Origin of the sequence: Micromonospora salmantinae, from assembly GCF_022230905.1 — a bacterium.
Taxonomy (GTDB): Bacteria; Actinomycetota; Actinomycetes; order Mycobacteriales; family Micromonosporaceae; genus Micromonospora; species Micromonospora salmantinae.
On sequence record NZ_JAKKFG010000002.1, the window covers coordinates 88,200 to 110,432 of the forward strand.

The 22,233-nt window shown below is 71.5% G+C and carries 15 protein-coding genes and 3 pseudogenes; 7 read left to right on the forward strand and 11 right to left on the reverse strand.

Features of this window, described 5'->3' with window-relative positions; all coding sequences use genetic code 11:
- Positions 1–5 precede the first annotated feature (5 nt).
- Both PSH03_RS01690 and PSH03_RS01695 read right to left on the reverse strand, forming a co-directional pair.
- Positions 6–377: a hypothetical protein gene (locus PSH03_RS01690; protein WP_210784096.1), complete on the reverse strand. Its 372-nt coding sequence runs from the start codon at positions 375–377 to the stop codon at positions 6–8.
- A gap of 198 nt (positions 378–575) precedes the next feature.
- On the reverse strand, positions 576–1,205 hold the full coding sequence (locus PSH03_RS01695) for a hypothetical protein (RefSeq protein WP_210784097.1): 630 nt from the start codon (positions 1,203–1,205) through the stop codon (positions 576–578).
- A 197-nt stretch (positions 1,206–1,402) separates the two neighbouring features.
- Here PSH03_RS01695 and PSH03_RS01700 point away from each other — a divergent pair, with 197 nt between their 5' ends.
- Positions 1,403–1,573 carry a hypothetical protein gene (locus tag PSH03_RS01700; RefSeq protein ID WP_158629581.1) on the forward strand — a complete coding sequence of 57 codons (171 nt, stop codon included), beginning with the start codon at positions 1,403–1,405 and terminating at the stop codon, positions 1,571–1,573.
- 19 nt (positions 1,574–1,592) lie between these two features.
- Here the strand turns inward: PSH03_RS01700 and PSH03_RS01705 are convergent, their stop codons facing one another.
- The 3 genes from PSH03_RS01705 to PSH03_RS01715 all read right to left on the reverse strand — a co-directional run bounded on the left by PSH03_RS01705 (position 1,593) and on the right by PSH03_RS01715 (position 4,608).
- A complete protein-coding gene (locus PSH03_RS01705) occupies positions 1,593–2,456 on the reverse strand; it encodes an alpha/beta hydrolase family protein (protein WP_238688041.1) in 864 nt (287 codons plus the stop codon).
- 143 nt (positions 2,457–2,599) lie between these two features.
- A complete protein-coding gene (locus PSH03_RS01710; protein WP_238688042.1) occupies positions 2,600–3,856 on the reverse strand; it encodes an SGNH/GDSL hydrolase family protein in 1,257 nt (418 codons plus the stop codon).
- Between the two features lie 197 nt (positions 3,857–4,053).
- On the reverse strand, positions 4,054–4,608 hold the full coding sequence (locus tag PSH03_RS01715) for a hypothetical protein (RefSeq protein ID WP_238688043.1): 555 nt from the start codon (positions 4,606–4,608) through the stop codon (positions 4,054–4,056).
- 299 nt (positions 4,609–4,907) lie between these two features.
- Here PSH03_RS01715 and PSH03_RS01720 point away from each other — a divergent pair, with 299 nt between their 5' ends.
- From PSH03_RS01720 to PSH03_RS32735, 5 genes and pseudogenes are all read left to right on the forward strand, one after another.
- The gene (locus tag PSH03_RS01720; protein ID WP_238688044.1) at positions 4,908–6,965 is read left to right on the forward strand and encodes a hypothetical protein; all 2,058 of its coding nucleotides are present in this window, start codon (positions 4,908–4,910) and stop codon (positions 6,963–6,965) included.
- 219 nt (positions 6,966–7,184) lie between these two features.
- On the forward strand, positions 7,185–9,242 hold the full coding sequence (locus PSH03_RS01725; RefSeq protein WP_238688045.1) for a DNA gyrase/topoisomerase IV subunit B: 2,058 nt from the start codon (positions 7,185–7,187) through the stop codon (positions 9,240–9,242).
- Between the two features lie 62 nt (positions 9,243–9,304).
- A pseudogene (locus PSH03_RS32725) lies at positions 9,305–9,706 on the forward strand (DNA gyrase subunit A); the annotation flags it as partial.
- A 12-nt stretch (positions 9,707–9,718) separates the two neighbouring features.
- Positions 9,719–10,600: pseudogene (locus PSH03_RS32730) on the forward strand (LAGLIDADG family homing endonuclease); the annotation flags it as partial.
- 393 nt (positions 10,601–10,993) lie between these two features.
- Positions 10,994–13,075: pseudogene (locus tag PSH03_RS32735) on the forward strand (DNA gyrase subunit A); the annotation flags it as partial.
- A gap of 231 nt (positions 13,076–13,306) precedes the next feature.
- Here the strand turns inward: PSH03_RS32735 and PSH03_RS01735 are convergent.
- Complete coding sequence (locus PSH03_RS01735) at positions 13,307–13,879, reverse strand: peptidoglycan-binding domain-containing protein (protein ID WP_210784103.1); 573 nt, start codon at positions 13,877–13,879, stop codon at positions 13,307–13,309.
- A gap of 326 nt (positions 13,880–14,205) precedes the next feature.
- Here PSH03_RS01735 and PSH03_RS01740 point away from each other — a divergent pair, with 326 nt between their 5' ends.
- Positions 14,206–17,010, forward strand: coding sequence for an AfsR/SARP family transcriptional regulator (locus PSH03_RS01740; protein ID WP_238688046.1), 2,805 nt, complete (start codon positions 14,206–14,208; stop codon positions 17,008–17,010).
- A 13-nt stretch (positions 17,011–17,023) separates the two neighbouring features.
- On the opposite strand, the gene PSH03_RS01745 is transcribed toward PSH03_RS01740, so the two are convergent.
- From PSH03_RS01745 to PSH03_RS01765, 5 genes are all read right to left on the reverse strand, one after another.
- Positions 17,024–17,659, reverse strand: coding sequence for an alpha-ketoglutarate-dependent dioxygenase AlkB (locus PSH03_RS01745; RefSeq protein WP_210781295.1), 636 nt, complete (start codon positions 17,657–17,659; stop codon positions 17,024–17,026).
- A gap of 66 nt (positions 17,660–17,725) precedes the next feature.
- A complete protein-coding gene (locus PSH03_RS01750; protein ID WP_238688094.1) occupies positions 17,726–18,802 on the reverse strand; it encodes a PseG/SpsG family protein in 1,077 nt (358 codons plus the stop codon).
- Positions 18,799–19,572 (reverse strand): cytidylyltransferase domain-containing protein, encoded by a 774-nt coding sequence (locus PSH03_RS01755; RefSeq protein ID WP_308194341.1) that lies wholly within the window; start codon positions 19,570–19,572, stop codon positions 18,799–18,801. The genes PSH03_RS01750 and PSH03_RS01755 overlap by 4 nt, the downstream gene beginning before the upstream one ends.
- Positions 19,569–21,395, reverse strand: coding sequence for a class I SAM-dependent methyltransferase (locus PSH03_RS01760; RefSeq protein WP_238688047.1), 1,827 nt, complete (start codon positions 21,393–21,395; stop codon positions 19,569–19,571). Before PSH03_RS01760 ends, PSH03_RS01755 begins: the two co-directional genes overlap by 4 nt.
- On the reverse strand, positions 21,385–22,233 hold the full coding sequence (locus PSH03_RS01765; RefSeq protein ID WP_210781297.1) for a hypothetical protein: 849 nt from the start codon (positions 22,231–22,233) through the stop codon (positions 21,385–21,387). The genes PSH03_RS01760 and PSH03_RS01765 overlap by 11 nt, the downstream gene beginning before the upstream one ends.

Genomic DNA, 22,233 nt, shown 5'->3' on the forward strand with positions numbered 1-22,233 from the left:
TCCGCTCAGGACCGCCGTCCCCGGCTGCGCAGGGCGTCCTGGGTCGACTCGCCGATGTCCGCGTCGTCGGGGAAGCTCCGGCCGCTGGGAGCGGGATCGGGTGGGGCACCCGGTCCGGCCATCGTCGTACGGGTCGGCTCGACCGAGCCGAAGCCGTGTCGTCCCGCCGGGTCCGACCGGCCCGCCGGAGCACCCGCACGTCGCTCGCCGCGCCGTCCCTCGGGCACCGCGGTCTCCTCGCTGCCCTCGTCCATCGGTGAATCGTCGTCAGTGCCCCAGGGCGCGTCGGCGTCGAAGCCGTCGCCGGTGCCCCACGGCTTGGTCGCCTCCGGCTGAAGCCGGTCGTTGTCACCGCTGCGTCCCTTGTGCGCCGTCATCGCCACCCCGCTCGTCGGTCCGCCGCTCCGGCGGACGATGTGCCGTCCTCGGGCCGGGATCGCCGGCCCGGGTGCGGCGCACGACATGTCGCCGCCACGCCGCCGCGCGCGCGGGACCCGTTCATCGCTCCGGTGCGCGCGCAGGCCGGCCAGCGCCCCGCCGTCGAGGTGGCGGCGGGACGCCGGCCGGCCCGACGTTCAGCGTCCGGCCATCGCCATCGGCCGCTTGCCGTTGCTCATTCCCGCCATCTTGATCATGCCCTTCGAGGCGCCCTTCATCCCACCGGCGCGACCGAGCATCCCGCGGAACACCTGCCCGGGCTTCTGCTGCTCACCCATGTACGCGGTGACCACGACCAGGGTCCCGGTCAGCGCCGGAATGGCCCACTGGAGCAGCTTCATCTGCCGCTGCGACGAGGCCACACTGGCCGGGGTCTGGTGGTTCGGCTCGGTGGCACCGCTCACCGACGGACCGCCGGCCTTCTCCAGCCGCATGCCGATCAACCGGCTGTAGCCGGTGACCGCCAGCGCGCCGATGGTCAACGCGGTCTTGATGGCGCTGGCCCGGCCCACGCCGGACTGGGCCGCCACCCGTGGGCTCTCGGTCACCAGCTCGCCGACGGCGCCGGCCAGGTGGGCGCCGATCGCGGCCGCGTTCACCGGTGTCCACTTGGACCATCCGGCCGAGGCGACCGGGAGCCGCTGGGTCGAGTCGCTGATTTTCGCAGCTGCGCCGTTGACGCCGAAGGCACCCATGAGGGAGCCGCCAAACCAGGCCGCCAGGCCCAGATCGTGCATCGAGCGCAGTGCGGTATGCCGTTCGGACATGTGATCCCCTTCCGCCGTGTCGGGCGGTGCGGCTTACCCGAGGGTCGGGCGGCTAACCCCGCCCCGGGCGGGCCGATCCGCGTCGTGGCGGGCCGCTACCGGACACCCGTGGCGTCGGCGGGTCGACCTGCCCCGGGCAGGAGTCGTTCGCCCGGTGGCGGGTAGTTCCCGAGTGACGCCGACGAGAGGGGAACGCGATGTCGCAGCCGGACGAGAGCCGGGAGAAGACCCCCAAAACAGACGCGGTGCTCATGCACCCCGACAACGACCCACACCGGAACACCGCAGAGGTCGCACCCCGCAAGGAACACGCCGAGATCCAGGTGGAACGGGACGGTGAACTGGTGCCGCTGGACCAGGACGAGTGAGCCGACCGGCCGGTACGGCTCAGCGGGGCGGCAGGTCGCCGACGAAACCGGCGATCCGCCGCGCCAGCGGGACGCTGGCGCGGACCCAGGTGAAGTGGTCCAACGTCGTACCGGCCTGCGCCACTGTGTACCGCTCCCGGGTCACCGGCGCGTCGACGAGCTTCGCGCAGAGGTGGTCCATGGTCTCGTGCGGGGTGAACTGGTCGTCGTCCACACTGACGGCCAGCACCGGGGTTCGTACCGCGCGGACGGCGGCCTCGGTGTCCGTACCGTCGAGCCGGGGGAATCGGCCGGTCCGCGCGGTGTGGGCCCAGTCGCGGATCACACCGCGTGCCTGCCGACCGCCGAAGCCCCAGCCCGGCCAGACCCCGAGCAGCGCCGCCGTGGCGGCGATCCCCTGGGTGTAGGGCAGTACGCCGAGGCCGCGCCGGCCCGGGTAGCTCCGCCAGTACGGGATGCCGACCGCCACCAGCGCCAACCCGTCCACCTCGCCGCTGCCGTGCAGGGCGAGGTGCAGCAGCGCGGCCTGCCCGCCGAGCGAGTGCCCGAGGAGTAGTCGGGTGCGTCCGTCCAGACGTGGCTTGAGGGCGGCCAGGACGGCGCCGACGTCATCGGCCAGATCGGCGTAACCGTGCCGGTCCGCCCGACTCGGCGCGGGCGTGCTCGCCCCGGTGCCGCGCAGGTCGGCCACGGCCACTGCCAGTCCGGCGGCGCGCAGCGCGGCGGCGAAGGGCCGGTAGTACCGGGCCCGGACCCCCATCGCGGGCCAGATCAGGACCACGGGCGCGCCCGGCACCCCGGCCGGTTCCGGGTAGACCTGCACACCCAACCGGCCACCGTCGACGTCGACGAACTCCTGCGCGTACTCCGGGTCCCCGTTCATCGGCCCAGCCTACGGCCTGACGTTACCGGCGGGTAGCAGCAGGCCGTGGGGCCCAGGACAGCGGTGGGCAGACGTGCCGTCCGCTCGACGGACGCGACGGAGGGGCCCCGCCGAACGGCGGAGCCCTCCGACGGACGCTGCGGTCAGGAGACCGAGATCGCCCCGTTGCTGGCCCGCACGCAGGCCACCGAACGGGCGCTGGTGGAGGCCGCGCCGCTCAGGCACTGGCCGAGCACCTGGTGCCCGGTGGCGTTCGGGTGCCACGACTCCTGGCAGGTCTGGAAGTAGGTGACGCAGGTGTTGGCGATGCGCTGGATGGCGATCTTGTCCTTGCCGGCGAGGCTGGTGACGAAGGTGCCGGTCGCGCCGTCCTGAAGCCGGATCGGAGTGGCCAGCGCGCCGCTCGGGCTGCTGGTCTGCTCGCAGAGCCGGGCACCGTTGAAGGCCTGCTGCACGCTCAGGTACACCAGGTCGTCGGCGGGGAACTCGGCGGCCAGAGTGTCCCGGGTGGACTTCACGATGCTGCCCAGGCCCTGGGAGAAGCGGTGCCCCGGCGCCAGGCTGGCCCGGTGGATCGGGCAACCGGCCGCGTACCGCTCGGCACCCAGGTCACGGAACTTGTCCCGGGTGTCGTCCCGGCTGTCCTCCTCGTGGAACTGCGGGTTCAGGTCCAGCGGCAGCGGGTTCGTGTAGTCCTGGAACACCACCCGGTGCTGCCCGTCCGCGTCCACCTGGTCGAGGGTGGTCAGGATCTGGCGTACTGCCGCGGTGGTCTCCGCGGTCGCGGCGCTGAGCTGCGCGGCGGTGGCCAGGTCGGCGTCGCTGCACGGCTTCTGCTCCACCGGCCCGTTCAGGTACGCCCAGAACTCCCACCAACCGGTCCAGGCGTCGGCGATGAACCGGTTGGCGCACTTCTCCGCGACGCTGCCGAAGGTGAACGAGCTGTTGTTGGAACCGAGGCCGATCAGCACCAGGTCGATGTCCTGGGTCTGCGCGACAGCGCGCAGCTGACTCAGCTGCGAGGCGACGGTGCGACCGTTGGTCCGCGCCTGGGAGGCGTTGGCGATGTCGTGTGGCTGACCACCGGAGCAGGCCAGGTTGAACCGGTTCTGGATGCCCGGCAGGTTGGCCTGGTTGAGCGAGGCGTTCGCCGAGCGGTGGCAGAAGAACGCGTTGTTGTTCGCCGCGGTCCAACCGGGGAAACCCTGGCTGACACCGTTGGCGTCGACGACCGGGGTGTACGCCCCGGCGCCCTCGCCACTGATGAAGCTGTCCCCGAGTGCCACCGCGGCGGTGGGCAACGCGGCGGACGCGGGTGCGGGCAGCGCGACGGCGGTCGACAACGCGGCCATGGCGATCGTTAGTCCCGCGGCGAGCGCGGTACGCCGGAACCTGGGCATGGGGGCCCCCAACCATCGAAAGATGAAAGATTCTCTGAGAGCGCGATCAGATCACCCCGGCGCGACAGGCGTCAATGGCCCGTAACAGATTCGTTCGACGAAGGACACGCGCCCGTAGGCATCACGGGCTACCGCGTCGAGACTGGACCCGCGCTCCGGGTAGTCGACCCCACCGACCCGCGCCGCTCGGCGCGGAGTCAGCGACCGGTCAGGCGGCCGCGGCGGTTCAACAGGGCCGCGTCCACCGCGCCCAGCAGCGCGAACAGCCCCAGCGGCAGGATGATCGTGGCCAGGAACGCCAGCACCACCGAGCGCAGCAACAGGCCCAGCCCGGTGCCCACCAGACCGGCGACGATCTGCACCAGCACACTGCCCACCGCGACCGTCCCGGCGAACCGCCACGGCGCGTCGGCGACGTCGGCCGGGGTGAGGGCCAGCATCGCGACGCAGATCAGCACGCCGACCACGCCGACGACGACCGCCGGCAGCACCACCGCGAGCACTGTGGGCAGGACCGGGAGGCGGACCGGCGCCCGGCGCAGGTCGCGTACCAGCAAGATGCCGAAGAGCGGGGTCGCGGCCGAAATCAGGCTCTGCGCAGTGCCCGAGAGTTCGGCGAAGGTCCGGTCGGCGGCATCCGCGACCAGCGCCACGGCGACCAGCAGCCCGGTCACCAGGGTGCCCACCAGCAGCCACCGCCGGGCCGGCGTACCGAGGGAGCGCCGCAGCGCGTCGCGAATCGTCTCGTCCACCGCGAGCACCTTCCGACGACCGGTCGGGTGGGCGAGCCTACCGGAGGTGGTGCCTCTGCGTGATCCGGCGATCACGGCCGTACCGAGCTGCTCCTCGGGCTGTCACCGACCGTCCCGGTCGAGGCCCGCGTCCCGCACGTATGCGGCACCTCGTTCCATTTGTGCTCACGGGATGTGACAAGCGTGGACAGTGCCCGACACCGCTCTCTACAGTTCCTCCGTCTGGCTGTCTTACATCCACGGGGGTTGCGGTGGCCACTGGCCGCTCCATGCATGCTGTCCACATCCACAAACCGTCCATGATGCCCCGACCGTCCACGCGCGGCCTGCTCGCCGCCGGGATCGCGGCGTCCATCGGCGTCGCCCTGCTCGCCGCACCCGCGTCGGCGGCGCCGGCGGAGGGCGTCGCCGCGAGCGGCACGGCCGGCCGGGAGGCCGTCCAGGCAACCGCCACGGCTACGCGCACCGGCCAGCGGGTGGAGGTCGTCTCCGCCCGCACGGAGTTGACCCAGGTCTTCGCCAAGCCAGGCGGGGGCTTCGTGTCCGAAACCGCCGCCGTTCCCCAGCGAATCCGTCAGAGCGACGGATCCTGGTCCGACGTCGACCTGTCCCTGCGGCGCGGCGCCACCGGCCTCCGACCGGCGGTCTCCCCGACCGACCTGGTGTTCTCGTCCGGAGGGCACGGTCCCGCGGCCACGCTGACCAGCGGAACGAGCGCGATGACGCTGGGCTGGCCGGGTGGGCTGCCCACGCCGACCGTGTCCAAGGACGCGGCCACCTACCCCGAGGTACTGCCCGGTGTGGACCTGGTGCTCACGGCGACCCACACCGGCTTCACCCATGTCCTCGTGGTGAAGACACCGCAGGCGGCGGCGAACCCGGCGCTCCGGGAGATCCGGTTCGACCTCGGCGGCGACGTGCGGGTCCGGCGGGAGGCCGACGGCTCGCTGCGGGCGCTCGCCGGCGAGACCGAGGTGGCGCGCGGCGCGGCGGCCGAGATGTGGGACTCGGCCGGCTCCGGCCGCTCGGCCCGCTCGGCGTCGACCTCGTCGCCGTCCGGCCCCGGCGCAGCCGCCCGCACCGCCCCCGTGGCGACCGCGGTCGACCCCGCCGGTGACCTCGTGCTGCGTCCGTCGCCGGACCTGCTCGACCCGGCCAAGGCCACCTTCCCGGTGTTCATCGACCCGGCCTGGTCCGCCACCCGCTCCCGCTGGGCGTACGCCACGAACAACAACTCCACCAACAGCGACACGACCTCCGCCCTGGTTGGCAAGAATGTCGATTCCGGCGTCACCTACCGCTCCTACTTCGAGTTCCCGATCGCGGCGCTGAGCGGCAAGCTCATCAGGTCGGCCTCCGTCCAGGTGGGGGTGACCCACACCTGGTCCTGCTTCGACACCCCGACCTACCTCTACCAGTCGGCGGGCATCACGAGCACTCCTCGCACCGCGTGGGCCCCCGCACTGACCACGCTGCGGGCTTCCGCAAGTTCGCACGCCCGCGCGACTGGCTGCGCCGACTCACCGCAACCGCCCATGACCGTGCGCTTCACCGGCAGCGTCGCCGCCGGCCTCAGCAGCGCCACGGCCGCCCACCAGTCCTCGATCACCTACGGCCTCTGCGCCTGTAGCGACTCGGCCGGGACCGGCGAGAGCACCCTGGACCGGTGGAAGAAGTTCGACCCGAGTACGGCGCGCCTGCTCGTCGACTACGACTCGGCGCCCACCCAGCCCACCAGCCTCCAGGCCGGCGGCGCCGCCTGCGTCGCGGGCGGCCGGGTCACCCGGACCACCCCGCCGACCCTCTCCGCCGTCTTCCCCGACGCGGACACCGGTCAGGTCCTCCAGACGTCGTACGAGCTGCTGGAGATCCCCGCCTCGGGCACCTACGACAGCTCCACCCCCCGGATGAACCCACCGGCGGGCTCGACCGTGGTGGCCGGTGCGCGGTCCACCACGGCCGCGGTGACCGGCACTGCCAGCGGAAAGTCGTACGCGTTCCGGACGCGCAGCGACGACAGCTACGTGACCAGCCCCTGGTCGGCCTGGTGTGAATTCACCATCGACGACCAGCCGCCCACCGTGAGCGTCGACGCGGTCGCCACCCCCGCCCCGCCCGGGCAGCTCTACACCTACAAGGTGCGCTCGCCGGACCCGGACGTGGTCAGCTTCCGCTACGGCTGGAGCAGCCCGCCCACCGAGGAGGCGGAGGCCGGCACCAGCCTCGGCTACTCCGGCAAGACCGTGTCGGTGACCCTTGCCACGCCGGCGTACGGCACCAACACGCTGTACGTCGCCGCGGTGGACAGCGCTGGGAACGTCGGCCACGGCTCGCTTGTTATCGAGGTGGCACCGTAGTCGGGCCGCTGAGAGGCAACCGGTCACGGCGCGGCTAACGCGCCGAATCCGGACAGCAGCACACGATGTCGGGGCCCGCATCCGCAACGAGGATGCGGGCCCCGACTGCGGGGTGCCGTCATCGTGTCGCATCTGCCGGTTAGGCTCGCTGCGGCGCGCGCCGGCCGACTGACAGTTCGGACGCGGCACCACACCGCCGAGACCGGGGAGTACGACCAGTTGACCGCAGAGCCTGACACCCTGTACGGGGCCGATGACCTCACCCACCTTGAGGGGCTGGACGCTGTCCGCAAGCGGCCCGGCATGTACATCGGTTCCACCGACAGCCGTGGCGTGGGTCACCTCGTCAACGAGATCCTCGACAACTCCACCGATGAGGGTGTCGCCGGTCATGCCAGCCACGTCGAGGTGATCCTGCACGCCGACGGCTCGGTGCAGGTCGACGACGACGGCCGGGGCATCCCCACCGACGTGCACGCCAAGTCCGGCATCTCCGGCGTCGAGCTGGTGCTGACCCGGCTGCACGCCGGCGGCAAGTTCGGCGGCTCCGGCTACAAGACCTCCGGTGGTCTGCACGGCGTCGGCGCATCGGCGGTCAACGCGCTGTCCCGCCGCTTCGACGTGACCGTCCGCCGGGCTGGCAAGATCCACGCGATGTCGTTCCGGCACGGCGTCCCGGGCATCTTCGACGGCGACGGCCCGGACGCCCCCTTCACCGCCGGCCCCGGCCTCCAGGTGACCGGCGCCATGAAGCGCGGCCAGCACACCGGCACCTCGATCCGCTGGTGGCACGACGCCCGCTACTTCGAGACCGGCGCCGCACTCGACGTCGACGCCGTCCGGATGAAGCTGCGCAACACCGCGTTCCTGGTTCCCGGCGTGACCTACCTGCTGCGCGACCTGACCGGCGAGGCGCCCGCCGAGGAGCGGTTCCACTACCCCAACGGGCTCAGCGACATGGTGGACTTCCTCGCCCCGGCCGGCGACCGGCCGGTCTCCGGCACCCTGCTGGTCAACGGGGAGGGCACCTACCGGGAGAACGCCGCCGACGCCAACGGCGTCATGCAGTCCAACGTGCAGCGGCGCGCCGAGGTCGAGGTGGCGTTCCGGTGGGGCACCGGTTACGAGCGCACCGTCGAGTGCTTCACCAACACCATCCGCAACGCGCACGGCGGCACCCACCGCAAGGGCTTCGAGCGGGCCCTCGTCCGCTCGCTCGCCGACGCGATCCGTAACACCCGCGGTCTGCTCAAGGCCAAGGAGGAGCCGCCCACCCTGGACGACGTCCTGGAGGGGATGACGGCGGTGGTGCACGTGCGGATCCCCGAGCCGCAGTTCACCTCGCAGACCAAGGACGAGCTCTCCACCACCGGCATCACCAAGGTTCTCCAGTCCCTGGTCGACGCGCACATCAAGGCATGGCTGGAGGACCGGCGCACCAAGGCCGAGGCGCGCACCGTCCTGCAGAAGATCGTCGACGCCGCCCGGGTGCGGCTCACCCAGAAGCAACAGAAGGACGCCGCCCGGCGCAAGACCGCCCTGGAGGGCGCGTCCATGCCGCCGAAGCTGGTCGACTGCCGGGCCACCGGCATCGACCGCAGCGAGTTGTTCATCGTCGAGGGCGACAGCGCGTTGGGAACGAGCCGGATGGCCCGTTCCTCGGAGTACCAGGCGCTGCTGCCGATCCGCGGCAAGATCCTCAATGTGCAGAAGGCCAACCTCCAGCAGGTTCTGGACAATGCCGAGTGCGCTGCCATCGTGCAGGTCCTCGGCGCCGGCTCGGGGCGCACCTTCGACCTCTCGGCGCTGCGCTACGGCCGTGTGCTGATCATGGCCGATGCCGACGTGGACGGCGCCCACATCCGTACGCTGCTGATCACCCTGTTCGCCCGGTACATGCGGCCGCTGATCGAGGCCGGTCGGCTCTACGCCGCGATGCCGCCCCTGCACAAGATCACCACCAGGGGGCGCAGCCCGCAGACCGTCTACACCTACACCCAGGCCGAGATGGAGACGACGGTCCGCAAGCTGGAGAAGGCCGGCAAGCAGATCGTCACGCCCATCCCACGGTTCAAGGGTCTCGGTGAGATGGACGCCGACGAGTTGTGGGACACCACGATGAACCCGGCCACCCGGGCCGTCCGCCGGATCACCCTCGACGACGTCGACGCCGCCGAACGCATCCTCGAGCTGCTGATGGGCGAGAAGGTCGAGCCGCGCCGCAACTGGCTCATCGACTCCGCCGACCGCGTCGACCGGGATGCGATCGACGCATGAGTGAGCGACAGCGAGCGAATCTTCGATGCAGCGCCCGTTCCGTTCCAGTGGAGAGCTGAGTCATGGCACGCCGTAAGGAAAACAAGGTCGACCTCTCCTCGTTCGACCAGGCCGGCGCGCGGGTGTTCGACAACCCGCTGGTCACCGAGGTCTCCGACTCCTACCTGGAGTACGCGTTCTCGGTCATCCACTCCCGCGCCCTGCCCGATGCGCGCGACGGCCTCAAGCCCGTGCACCGGCGCATCCTCTGGTCGATGTACGAGCAGGGCTACCGTCCGGATCGCGGGCATGTCAAATCTGCCCGAATTGTCGGGGATGCGATGGGAAAGTACCATCCGCACGGCGACACGGCGATCTATGACGCCATGGTCCGCCTCGCGCAGGACTTCTCGCTCAACGTTCCGCTCATCGACGGGCATGGAAACTTTGGCTCCCCCGACGATGGCCCGGCCGCGTCGAGATACTGCGTTACCGGAGATACCCGCATTCGACTTGCTGACGGCACCAGCCCTCGAATTGCTGACCTGGTAAGCCTCCCTGCAGACAGCGAAGCCGATGTTGACTTCGAGGTGCTCGACAAAGACGGTAAAGCTGTCCAGGTCGACAAGGTGTTCAACTCCGGCGTCCATCCGACGGTCCGGATCGGCACGGAGGCCGGGTTCTCGCTCCGGGGCAGCGAGAATCACCTCGTGCTCTGTCTTGAGGCGCCCGCGGGCGTTCCCCTCTTCCAGTGGCGACGGCTAGACGAGCTTGCAGTTGGTTCGATCGTCTGTGTGGCACGGAACGCTTGGTCCCAGGTCATACCCACCGCTCGTGAATACTCGCTGGGCGTCCTCGGCGGCGCGTGGGCGTCCGAGGGCTTCGCGAGTGAGTCCAGGGCCGGGTTCAACAACACCGACGAGCACTTCTTCGGTGAGGTTCTGCATGCGTACGATCAAGTGGTTGGTGGTCGGCGTTACGTCAGCGAACGGCAGACCCGTCGCGACCGGAAGCGTGTCCAGGAAATCGATGTTCAGATTTATGCCGGCGGTATGGACGCTTTCCGTGCAAGTCCGCTGGCCGAATTCATCGGGCACCAGGCCCGGGACAAGTTCGTACCGCAATTCGTCTGGAACGGTGGCTGGGGTGTTAAGCGCGCCTTCCTCATGTCCCTCTTCGAAGGGGACGGCGGGGTGCGGGTCGCCAAGGACAGCTTTACCATCCAGTACACGAGTTACAGCGAGCGGCTCACCAGGGAGGTCCAGGAGCTGCTCACCGAATTCGGGGTTGTTGCCTGCTGGCGCCGTTACACGCGCCCCAGCGGCTCGGTCGAGCATCGCTTGGTGATTTCCGGCCTGCGAAACATCAAGGCATTCGCCAATCGGGTGGGCTTCCTCCGCACCAAACAGGCAAAGCTGAACAAGGTTCTGCGACACGCGCCGTTGCGCCCACATCGGCTGAGCAAGGACCACGTTCCCTTCGTTGCCAGTTACGTGCGTGACACCTTGGACTTCGACCGTCGTGGTAGCGGCCGGAAGTGGCTGACGACGCACAACTTCGATCGCGTCGAGCGATGGGAGACCGAGCGCCTCCGGATCATCGATCGCATCAAAGAGCCGGAACTTCTGGCGACCATTCTCCCGATCATGGATTCTGGCTACCGGTTCGAGCGCGTCACCGAGGTGACGCCCTGCGAGCCGGCGGAGGTCTACTCGGTTCGGGTCAAGTCCGAGGACCACTCCTTCCTCGCTGGCGGTTTCGTCAACCACAACACCGAGGCCCGCATGTCTCGCGAGGCCATGCTGCTCGTCGGTGAGCTGGGCGAGGACACCGTCGACGTCGAGCCCAACTACGACGGGTCGCTGACCCAGCCGACCGTGCTGCCGGCGGCCTTCCCCAACCTGCTGGTCAACGGCGCGTCCGGGATCGCGGTCGGGATGGCCACCAACATGATCCCGCACAACCTGGCGGAGGTCGTCTCCGCGGCCCGCTGGCTGATCAATCACCCGGACGCCACTCTGGACAAACTCATGGAGTTCGTCCCCGGCCCCGACCTGCCCACCGGTGGGGTGCTGCTGGGCCTGGACGAGGTGCGCCGGGCGTACGAGACCGGGCGTGGCGTGGTGCGGATGCGCGGCAAGGTGGAGATCGGCCCGATCGAGGGCAGCCGGGGCCGTCAGGCGATCACAGTGGTCGAGCTGCCTTACGGCGTCGGCGCGGAGAAGGTCATCGCCGCGATCACCAACGAGGTCACCAAGACCAAGCGGCTGACCGGGATCGCCGACGTCAAGGACCTCACCGACCGGGAGAGCGGCACCCGGCTCGTCGTCGAGTGCAAGGTCGGGGTCAACCCGCAGGCGCTGCTCGCCGACCTCTACCGGCTGACCCCGCTGGAGCAGTCGTTCGGCGTCAACAACCTGGTCCTGGTCGACGGGCAGCCGCGCACGCTGGGCCTCAAGGCACTGCTGGAGGTCTTCCTGGCCCACCGGTACGAGGTGGTCACCCGGCGCACCTCGTACCGTCGGCGCAAGCGTCAGGAGCGGCTGCACCTGGTCGACGGTCTGCTGATCGCGCTGCTGGACATCGACGAGGTGGTCCGGCTGATCCGGGGCAGCGACGACGCGCAGGCCGCGAAGGACGGGCTGATGAGTCGGTTCGGCCTCTCCGACATCCAGGCCACGTACATTCTGGACACTCCGTTGCGCCGGCTGACCAAGTTCGACCGGATCGAGCTGGAGGCCGAGCAGGAGCGGCTGCGCTCCGAGATCGCCGAGCTGAGCAAGATCCTCGACGACGAGCGGGTGCTCAGGAAGGTGGTCTCCGACGAGCTGGCCGCCGTGGTCAAGCAGTTCAGCACCGAACGTCGTACGACGCTTGTCGATGGTGACCTGAAGGAGGTGCTGGCCGCGTCCGCGCCGGCCGGCCCGCTGGAGGTCGCCGACGACCCGTGCCAGGTGATCCTCTCCGCGACCGGGCTGGTGGCCCGGACCGCGGCCGAGTCGGAGGAGAGCTCCGAGGGGCGCCGACGCAACGGCCGGGTCAAGCACGACACGGTACGCGCCATCGCGCACTCCACCGCCCGCGGTCGGGTGCTGCTGTTGACCAGCGCCGGTCGGGCGTTCAAGGTCGACGTCCTGCCCCTGCCGGTGTTGCCGGAGCAGGCGGGCACTGTGTCACTGCGTGGCGGTATGTCCGCGGCCGAGCTGGTGCCGTTGGCGGCGGGGGAGACCGTTGTCGGCCTGGCCCCGCTCGGCGGGCAGGCGGAGGGCTCACCGGGGCTGGCGTTGGGCACCCGACAGGGCGCGGTGAAGATCTGCTCGCCGGAGTGGCCGGTGCGCTCCGACGAGTTCGAGGTGATCGGTCTGCGCGACGGTGACGAGGTGGTCGGGGCGACCTGGCTGACCGACGGCACCGAGACGCTGACCTTCGTCACCTCGGAGGCGTCGCTGTTGCGCTTTCCCGCCGGGTTGGTCCGGCCGCAGGGCCTCAAGGGCGGCGGTATGGCCGGCATCAACCTGCCGGCCGGGGCGCGGGTCGCGTTCTTCGGCGCGGTGCGCACCGACGACCCGGGGCATGGCGAGCCGATGGTGGTCACCTCCACCGGCGCGACGGTCAAGGTGACGCCGTTCAAGGCGTACCCGGCAAAGGGCCGGGCGACCGGCGGCGTGCGCGCGCACCGCTTCCTCAAGGGCGAGACGGACGTGGCCGTCGCCTGGGTGGGCCCGCGTCCGGTCGGCGCGACAGCCACCGGCGACCCGGTGGAGCTGCCCGCGGCGGACCCACGCCGGGACGGCAGCGGCTTCGCGGTGATGCTCGGCCCAACGGTCGTAGGCCACCTGATCGAACGCGACTGACCCCCACCCGCGTTGGCGCGCCGTTGGCGCCTTCTGTTGTGGGTGAGGGTCCGGGTGCACCGCGAAGCACCCTGCAGGGTAGGTCCGGACAAGGGTCCCGTCGCGTCCGGACCTACCCTGCAGTCCCTGGTCACCGCGTGGCTGTCGGGCCGCTCGCGATGATGCCCCGGTAGGGAGAGGGCTGGCCGGGCCAGTTGGCCAGGTAGCGCCGCATCGGCTTCCAGATGTCGGTCAGCAGGTGCGGGAGTTGTAGGCGGCCCAGTAGGGGCCGCTGCCCTTGGGCGGGTAGAAGCGGTAGTTCCCGTCGGGCGAACGCTGCAGGACGAACTGGTGCGAGCCGTACGGGCTCCGGGAACCCGTCGCCCCGTGGTACACCACGTACAGCCATCCGTTCTGGTTATCGTGCTGCACCAGCTTGTCGCCGGCCTTCGTCCAGCTGTTCCGGCCTGCGGAGCCATCCGCTGAGAGGCCCTTGTCGCGCTGGAAGTTCCTCGTCGCGGCATCGGTCTGGTCGCCGAAGACGCCGTCGACTCCGGACGAGGGCAGGTAGCCATTCGCCCAGAGAATGGTCTGCCAGAGACAGGCGACGTTCGAGTTGCGGTGGGTGGTGACGTTGGTGACGCCTTCGTCATCGAAGTCGTCGGACACCGCGCCGGCGCCATGGACGAACGCCCGGCCCGTGTAGGAGCCGCTGGCCGCGGCGGGCGTGGCGATGGTGACGTTGATGCCGATGGCCAGTGCCGCGCCGATGGCGGGCACGGCAGCCCGCTTGAGGATGCGGCGGGCGGAGCGGAGCGACGACATGCATCTCCTTCGGTTGGGAATCATGAGGGGGCAACGGTGCTGGGGCGTCGCGCCAGCCGACGGTGTCAGGCCCGGCACGACGAGGCGAGGTGGCTTAGCACCAGTGTGGACGGACGGTCGTGCAACCAGGCCTCGCGATTGGTGCTCTTGTTTGGCGCGGTGAGGACGGTAGAACCGTCCTCACCGCTCCGGGTCCCCCCTTGGAGAAGGTACGGTGGGGCCGGTACAACCCCCGCACAACTCACGCACAGCTCATGTACTCGCCCGCTTGTCCGGGTGTGGTACGCGTGGCGGAACACGGCAGCGTCCACATGTGAGGTGCCTGGTTGCGTTTCGAACTCCTTGGCCCGTTCCGGGTGTACCGCGACGACCGGCCGGTTCCGCTGGGCTCGGTGAAGCAGCGTCTCCTGCTGGCGACCCTGCTGCTGCGCCCGAATGAGGTCGTCGGCACCGACGAGTTGGCCGCGATGCTGTGGGGCGACGACGAGCCGGCGTCGGCCGCGGCGAACCTGCGCACCTATGTGCGCGGGCTGCGGCGGTCGCTGGGCGGTGGGGCGACCTGGGACGGGATTACCGCTGCGGCCGGCGGCTACCTGCTTCGGGTGGGCCCAGGCGAACGGGACGTGGACCTGTTCGACGCCGCGGCGGCGCGTGGCCGTGAGGCGTTCGCCACTTCCGATCTGGACCGGGCCGAGGCCGAACTGTCCGCCGCGGTGCGTCTGTGGCGTGGTGCACCGCTGTCCGACCTGCCGCTGCGCTCGACGCTGGCTCGGCGGGTGGCGCAGTTGGAGGAGCGTCGGCTGCTCGTCGAGGAGGACTACGCCGAGGCGGTGCTGGCCCTCGGCGCGTCGGCCGACGTCGTGCACCGGTTGCGCGGCCTGCTCGACCGGCACCCGCTGCGGCAGCGGGCGTGGGGCCAGCTGATGGTGGGCCTGTACCGCATCGGGGACGTAGCCGGCGCACTGGATGCTTTCCGGCAGGCCCGACAGACGCTGGCGGAGGAGACGGGCCTCGACCCCGCACCTGAGCTTGTCACGCTGTACGACGACATCCTGCATCACCGACCGGGACTGGCGGCGCAACCGCCGACGGGGTCGGACCGGCCGGCGCCGGACACGGGAGTGGGGCCGCTCATTCAGCGCCCCGAGCAGCTGCCGCGTGCGGTGCCGGAGTTCGTCGGACGCAGCGCCGAGTTGGCCAGCCTCGACGGGCTTCTGCGTGGCGGGGCTGAGGCCCCGACGAGCGGCGCCATCTCTGTGGTGTCCGGCATGGCCGGGGTCGGCAAGACGGCCCTGGCGTTGCACTGGGCGCACCTGGTTGCCGACCGCTTCCCGGACGGGCAGCTCTATGTGAACCTTCGCGGCTACGACGAGGCCGGCGTGGTGTCCCCGCCCGACGCCCTGTCCGGCTTCCTCGAAGCGCTCGGCGTGCCCCACGCCCGGATACCCTCCGACATGGAGGCCCGGACTGGTCTCTACCGCAGTCTGCTGGCCTCGCGGCGGATGCTCCTGGTGCTCGACAACGCTCGCGACTCCGCCCAGGTGCGCGCACTGCTGCCCGGTGCGGGCCGCTGCATGGTCGTGGTCACCAGCCGTGACCGGCTCGGCGGCCTGATCGCCGCCGAGTGTGCCACGCCGTTGACACTGGACGTGCTCACGGCGGAGGAGTCGAGGAGCCTGCTCGCCAGACGTCTCGGGGTCAGCCGGATCGCCTCCGAGGCGGTGGCGGTGGCGGACATCATCGAGGCCTCGGGCCGGCTTCCGTTGGCGTTGTCGATAGTGGCGGCGCGCGTCGCGACCCATCCCACCTTTCCGCTCAGCGCGATAGCCGCCGAACTGTACGCGGCCGAGGCGAGGCTGGACGCGTTGGCCGACGGCGACGTCCGGCGCGTCTTCTCGTGGTCGTTCCTGGCCCTGGGGGCGGACGCGGCCCGGCTGTTCACCCTGCTGGGGCTGCATCCGGGCCCGGACCTGACCAGCACTGCGGCCTCGGCGCTCGCCGGTGTGTCTGCCGCTGCCGTCACGCCGATCTTGCGGGAGCTGACCCGGCTCCACCTGCTGGCGGAGCATGGGCCCGGCCGGTTCGCGTTCCACGATCTTCTGCGGGCCTACGCGGCCGAGCTCGCACAGTCGTCGGAGCGCGGCGACGAACATGTCGCAGCCCGGCAGCGTCTGTACGACCACTACCTGCACGCCGCCTATCCGGCCGCCCGGCTACTCCAGCCGCAGTGGCCCCCGATCGAGCCGGTGCCGCCGCTGCCGGCACCCGCCAGGCGGCCGGTGACCGATCACGACGGCGCGCTCGCCTGGTTCACGGCGGAGCATCGGGTGCTGGTCCGGGTGGTCCGACAGGCCGCCGAGAACGGCTTCGAAACCTACGCCTGGCAGATCGCGTGGGCGCTGACCACGTTCGTGGCGCCGCGCGGCCTCTGGCAGGACCAGCTCGCCATCCAAGAGGTCGCGCTGGGGGCCGCAGAGAAGATCGACGACCTCGCCGGTCAGGCCGTCGCCAACCGGCTGGTCTCCCGCGCGCTGACCCGACTGGGCGACCGCACCACTGCCGAGTATCGGCTCAGGCGCGCGCTTGAGCTGCACGAACGTCTCGGCGACCCGATCGGCCAGGCCCAGACGCTGCACAACTACTGCGAACTCTGCTATCTGGACGGCCGGCTCGACGAGGCGCTCGCACACGGTCGCGAGGCGCTACGGCTCTACCGGCAGGTCGGCAATCACGCGGGCGAAGCCCGGACGCTCAACGCGATCGGTTGGCTGCTCGCCACCACCGGCGACTATGTCCAGGCCATCGCCAGCTGCACAGAGGCCCTGGACCAGCAACGACGGACCGACGACCGCAACGGTCAGGCCGCGACGCTGGACAGCCTCGGCTTCGCCTACGACCGCCTCGGCGAACGCGACCGCGCGGCCGACTGCTACGAGCAGGCGATCAAACTCTTCCGCGACTCTGCGGACCGGTATCACGAGGCGGAGACCCTCATCCGACTCGGGGACACCCGGGAAGGGATGGGCGACCGGAACGCTGCCGCTGCCGCGTGGCGCCTGGCGGCGCGGATCTACGAGGACGTGGGCGACCCCGCAGCCGAGGAGGTCCGCCACCGCCTTGAACGTCTGTAGTACGGGGCCAGAGTCAGGCGACGTTGTGGGGGCGGAACTGGACGCTCACCCGGGGGCCCACGGGGCGGGTGGTCTTGGGGATGGCATGTTCCCAGGTGCGTTGGCAGGAGCCGCCCATCACGATCAGGTCGCCGTGGCCCACCGGGAAGCGCAGGCTCTCGCCGCCGCCGCGTGGGCGCAACAGCAGCGGTCGGGGTGCTCCGAAGGAGACGATCGCGACGATCGTGTCGGTGTGCGCCGATCGGCCGATGGTGTCGCCATGCCAGGCCACGCTGTCGCGCCCGGACCGGTAGAGGCACATGCCGGCCGTGACGAAGGGCTCGCCCAGCTCGGGCGCGTAGTGCTCGGTGAGTGCGGCCCGCGCGGAGGTGAGGACGGGGTGGGGGAGGTGCCTCGCGCCGTCGTACCAGCAGAGCAGACGGGGCACGTCGACCTCGGCGTCATACATGGTGCGCCGTTCGGCACGCCAGGGCACCTCGGTGAGCAGGGTGTCGAGGACCGTGTCGGAGCCGCGCACCCAGCCGGGGAGGTGGTCGACCCATGCGCCCCGGCTGAGCTGGTGCCGGCGGATCTGGCCGGGCAGTGGCCTCAGGGTCGGCCCGGAGTCGGCCAGGTCGAGCATCGACGGCTGGTAGGCGGCAGGCGTCATGCAGCCACCCTAGCAGCACTTTCGTACACCCGTGCTAGCCCTGGACCGTGACCTGGCCTGCTGCGGTCAGCCCGGGACGGTGGCGGCGCGCACGGCGTCGAACACCGCGTCAACCACCCGCGCCCGACCCTGCCCGTCGACGGTGGACCAGGCGCGTGCGGCGAGCGCCGCGCGTCGCTGCGGCGAGCTGAGCAGCCCGTGCAGGGTCCGTGCCGCCGTCGCACGGGCGGCTCGTCCGGCGACGCCGCCGGCGGTCAGCTCCGGCAGTTCGCCGAGGCCGGCGGCCAGGCCGTGCCGCACCACCCGGGTGTACGACTCACGTTGGTTGTCGACCACGCAGACCAGTGCGCTGGGTGCGCCGAGGCAGCAGAGTTCCCAGGTGGACGTGCCGGCGGCGCTGACCACGAGGTCGGCTTCGGTGATCAGTGCCGGCAGCGAGGTGGTGGGCGGGACCGGTCGGATGGTCTGACCCCGGCCGGGGGCGACATCGTCGACCTCCGCCTCGATCTCGGGTCGCCCGACGATGACAGTGAGGTCCATCGGGTGACCGGTGGCCACCAGCACCCGGGTGAGGACCGGCGCCGCGCCGACCGCGTCGGTGCCGCCGAAGAAGGCCAGCACCCGGGGGCGGCTGACCGCCGTGGCGGGCGGGGCGACCGGCGGCCGGGCGCTGATCACGGTGTCGCGCAGCAGGGCGTACCCGCTCCCGGCCAGCAGCCGACCGGGCAGTTCCGTCCCAGGCCCCGGCCTTTGCAGCTCCGCTCCGAAGTTCTGGTCGAGGTAGAGGTCCGCGACCTGGCCCCGGCTGTCGCCGTCGATGATGGCGAGGGTGTAGACGCCGGCGGCGCGCAGGGCGCCGGCTGCGGCCGGGTCCAGTTCGTAGGAGTCGAGGACCAGTGCGTCCAGGTGGTGTCGGCGGGCCGCCTCGACCAGTTCGGCCGCCGAGTCGGGGCCGGGGAGCAGCGGGATGCCCCGCGCGGCCAGCTCCGCGGTTGCCCAGTCGAGCCGTTCGACGGTGCCGAACACGGTGACGGCGGCGCCTCGGGCGAGGAACTCCTCGGCGAGAGCCAGGCAGCGGACGAGGTGGCCGACGCCGCGCCGTGGCCCGGCGTCGCAGCGCAACCCGACCCTCAGGGTGCTCAGGACTCCTCCAGGTGCTTCTGTCGTACGTCGGCGTTGAGCGCGCGCAGCCGGGGTTGACCGTCGAGCCAGTCGGCGAGCTTGGCCAGCGGCACGCTGACGTCACCGAAGTGGTCGATGATCGCGCTGACCAGCGTCCAGTCCTGCTCGGTGTCGAGGGTGAGCCGCAGCGCGGAGCGGTCCGGGGTGAGCGTCACCCCGAGCACCCGGAACAGCTCCGGGTGGGTGTACGCGTACGAGGTGACGTGCACCCGGTGGTGGTCGGTGGCGAGCCGGCCCAGGGTGCGCAGCGTCTCCGCTCGGATGATCTCGACGTCCAGCCCTCGGGGCAGGGTCCGGGCGATCGACGTGCTGGCGTAGTCCAGCCCGGGAACCGCCCGGTACACCGACGCGACCAGGGTGATGATCTCCGGGTCGAGCAGGGGACAGTCGGCGGTGAACCGCATGACGGCGTCTCCCGGGTGCGCCGCGAGGGCGCCCACGAACCGGTCCAGCACGTCGTCGACCGGCCCGCGGTGGCACGGCACGTCGAGGCGCGCGCACTCGGCGGCCACCGCGTCGTCGGCCGCGTCGGTGCTGGTGGCGACGGCCAGGTCGGTCAGGACGCCACTGTCCCGGGCGGCGCGTACGACCCGGCCCAGCACGGACCGTCCGGCGAGCGGGCGGAGCACCTTGCCGGGCAGCCGGGACGAACCCATGCGAGCCTGCACGATGCCGACGATCCGTGGCCCCGCGTCGTCAGTGTCGACCCCGGGCACCGGTACGGCGGTCACTGCTGCTCCTCCTGCTTGGGGGCCAGCACAGCGGTGGCCCGGCGTTTGGCGGCGCGGGCACCCCGCTTGGCCAGCCGGGCCGGGGTGATGGCGAGCCGGCCCACCCGGTAGCTGATTGATCCGCTGAGCAGGCCGATCGTCGTCTCGGCCCGGCGTAGCGCCCGTTCCCGCGAGGTGAGCAACTCCTCGGTCCACGCGGTCAGCGCGGCCAACCGGGTGAGTTCCTCGCGCTGGCGCAGCCACGCCTCGCGCAGCTGCTGGTAGCTGTGCCCGCCGACCGGCGGGTCGGTCGGCGCGACGGCCTGCAGTTCGGTGGCGAGGCCGACAGTGGCGCCGACGTCCAGCCCGTGCAGCGCGGCGGCGATGGCCGCCTCGACCTCGACCGCCTCGCTGACTGTCGCGCGGTCGATCTCGTGGCCGGCGAGCCCGCCGAGCACCACGGTCAGGCCCGCGACGTCGAGAGTGGACGACCACGGGTGGGCGTACCCGCCGGTGAGCAGGCCCGCGGCGAAGCGCCACAGCCCGCGGGCGAGCACCACGTCGCCGGGCAGCGCGGCGGTGGCCCGCCAGCTGGGGTCGAGCACCGCGTACCGCTCGCCGTCGACCACCACGTTGTCGGTGCCGGCCAGCGCCGCCGCGCCGGCGATCCGGCCGTCGGTGTCGGCCTGGTCGGCGAGCCAACCCGCGTACCCGCGCAGCAGCGCGCGCAGGGTGGCCAGGTCGCGGCGCAGGGCCGCGTCGAGCAGCAGGGTACGCAGCAGCCGGCCGGACGGCACCGGTCCGGACAGCGCGTCCGCGTCCCGGTACGCGGCCTCGCGGCTGGCGAACGGCGCGACGGCCGGCGTCGTCGGGTCGGCGGTCGGCATGAGTCCCCAGCGCCAACCGGAGGGGCCGTGCAGCACCTCCAGCACGCCGATCCCGGGGCGACCGTTCTGCACGAGAGCCACCGGCAGGTCCCGGTCGAGGGTCGGCGTGGTCGGGTCCGTGGGGTCGGCGGGCCGGTGGGCGAGGGTCAGCCAGCCCGGTGCGAGGTCGGCGGCGCGTCCGGCGTGCAGCGCGTCCACCGCGAGCCGGGCCGGGTCCTGGAGCACTGTGGCGCTGGTGAAACCCCCGGCGCAGGCGCCGTGCAGCACCGCGTCGAACAGGCCGGAGCCCGCGTCCCGGTCGAGGTGGTCGGCGTCCAGCAGCGCCGTCGGGGCGTTGACATCGGGGTACGTGGCCCAGCACGCGGCCGGCCGCAGTCCCGCCGCGCCGAGACGCTCGCGCAGTTGGTCCCGGTTGGCGGGGTGGGCGCGGTCCAGCACGCCGCCGATCACCCAGGCGGAGTCGTCGCGGCTGGCGTACCAGGGGGTGGTGTCGACCAGCCGGTGCAGGCCCAGCGGGTTGTCCAGGCGCAGCAGCAACGAGCCACCCGGTCGTACCGCGGCGACGAGTCGCGCCAGCACACCGTCCCAGCCGAGCCGGGTGCCCTCCACCGACTCCACCGGGTCCAGCCCGGCAGCCGCGATCACCACGTCGTACGTCTCGTCGTCGGGCAGCCCGGCCGGGCCACCCACCACCACGCGGCCGGCCCGGTGTGCCAGCGCCACCGCGTCCGGGTGGCTGCGCAGCAGGCAGGTCACCTCGGCGTGGGTGAGCTGGTCGAGCAGTGCCGGGTCGTGTGGACCGGCCACCAGGACCCGGGCGCCGGGCGGCACCAACCGGGCGGCCAGCGCGGCGAGCGGCCCACCGTTGGCCAGCCGTTCCTGCGGCAGGTCCGACCAGGCCAGCATCTCGCCGCCCGGCAGGGTGATCCGGTCGGCGGGTGCCGTCTCAGTCGTCACGGTCTTCCTCTTCCTCCTGGAGGTTCGCCCAACCGAGCAGCTCGCGAAGCTCGGCCGGCGTGCAGCGGTGGTCGGTGCCCAGCTCGGCGCGGGCGATCTCGACCGCGGTGGGCAGGTCGACAGTGGCGCCGTGCAGCTGCGGCCACTGCCGTCGGATCCGGGCGGTGCCGCCGAAGGTGGGGTCCTCGTTGGACAGGATCATCGGGTCGCCGTAGACGGCCGGCTCGCACCCGGCCGCGATGCCGTAGAAGATCGCGCTGGTCAGCCGGTTGGATGCTACCCGGCGGTGACGGCGCAGCTCGGTGAGCTGCCGGTCGAGGAACTCCGGATCGGTGTCCTTCCACCAGTGTCCCCGGTAGCCGTGGCAGATCACCCGGAACCCGGCGCGCTCGTAGAGCCGGCGCACGTTGCGCATCCGGTACTCGTGCCAGTAGAGGCAGACCGTGACCGGGCCGGGCTCGGTGTCCTTGATGAGGGCGATCAGTTTGCGGTGGTCGCCCTTGACGTGTTGACCCTCCCAGCCGTGGAACGGGTACCAGATGGTGCCCTCCCGCTCCTCGGCCGGTGGTTGCTCGGGGCGCATGGCCAACAGGTAGCTGAACGGCGCGCCGATGACGACAACGTTGCGTCGCCCCACCGACCAGGCCCGGCGGCGGGTCTGCTCCGACCAGAGCAGGCTGGGGGTGCGGTCGGCGTACGGGTGGCCGGGGGCCAGGCCGTCGCCGATGTTCCAGCCGTGCTGCACGTACCCGTTGATCCGGGGTGGGTGCCGGTCGCCGAGACCGGCGTACCGGGCCAGTACGTGCGCGTGGCCGTAGAAGTGGTTGGCGTGGTGCAT

What these genes read in the sequence shown, in the direction of transcription:
- PSH03_RS01720 (WP_238688044.1), top strand. Translation starts at nt 4,908, where the DNA reads ATGATGCCCCGACCGTCCACGCGCGGCCTGCTCGCCGCCGGGATCGCG.
- PSH03_RS01710 (WP_238688042.1), bottom strand. Translation starts at nt 3,856, where the DNA reads ATGCCCAGGTTCCGGCGTACCGCGCTCGCCGCGGGACTAACGATCGCC.
- PSH03_RS01695 (WP_210784097.1), bottom strand. Translation starts at nt 1,205, where the DNA reads ATGTCCGAACGGCATACCGCACTGCGCTCGATGCACGATCTGGGCCTG.
- PSH03_RS01765 (WP_210781297.1), bottom strand. Translation starts at nt 22,233, where the DNA reads ATGCACCACGCCAACCACTTCTACGGCCACGCGCACGTACTGGCCCGG.
- PSH03_RS01735 (WP_210784103.1), bottom strand. Translation starts at nt 13,879, where the DNA reads ATGTCGTCGCTCCGCTCCGCCCGCCGCATCCTCAAGCGGGCTGCCGTG.
- PSH03_RS01745 (WP_210781295.1), bottom strand. Translation starts at nt 17,659, where the DNA reads ATGACGCCTGCCGCCTACCAGCCGTCGATGCTCGACCTGGCCGACTCC.
- PSH03_RS01690 (WP_210784096.1), bottom strand. Translation starts at nt 377, where the DNA reads ATGACGGCGCACAAGGGACGCAGCGGTGACAACGACCGGCTTCAGCCG.
- PSH03_RS01700 (WP_158629581.1), top strand. Translation starts at nt 1,403, where the DNA reads ATGTCGCAGCCGGACGAGAGCCGGGAGAAGACCCCCAAAACAGACGCG.
- PSH03_RS01705 (WP_238688041.1), bottom strand. Translation starts at nt 2,456, where the DNA reads ATGAACGGGGACCCGGAGTACGCGCAGGAGTTCGTCGACGTCGACGGT.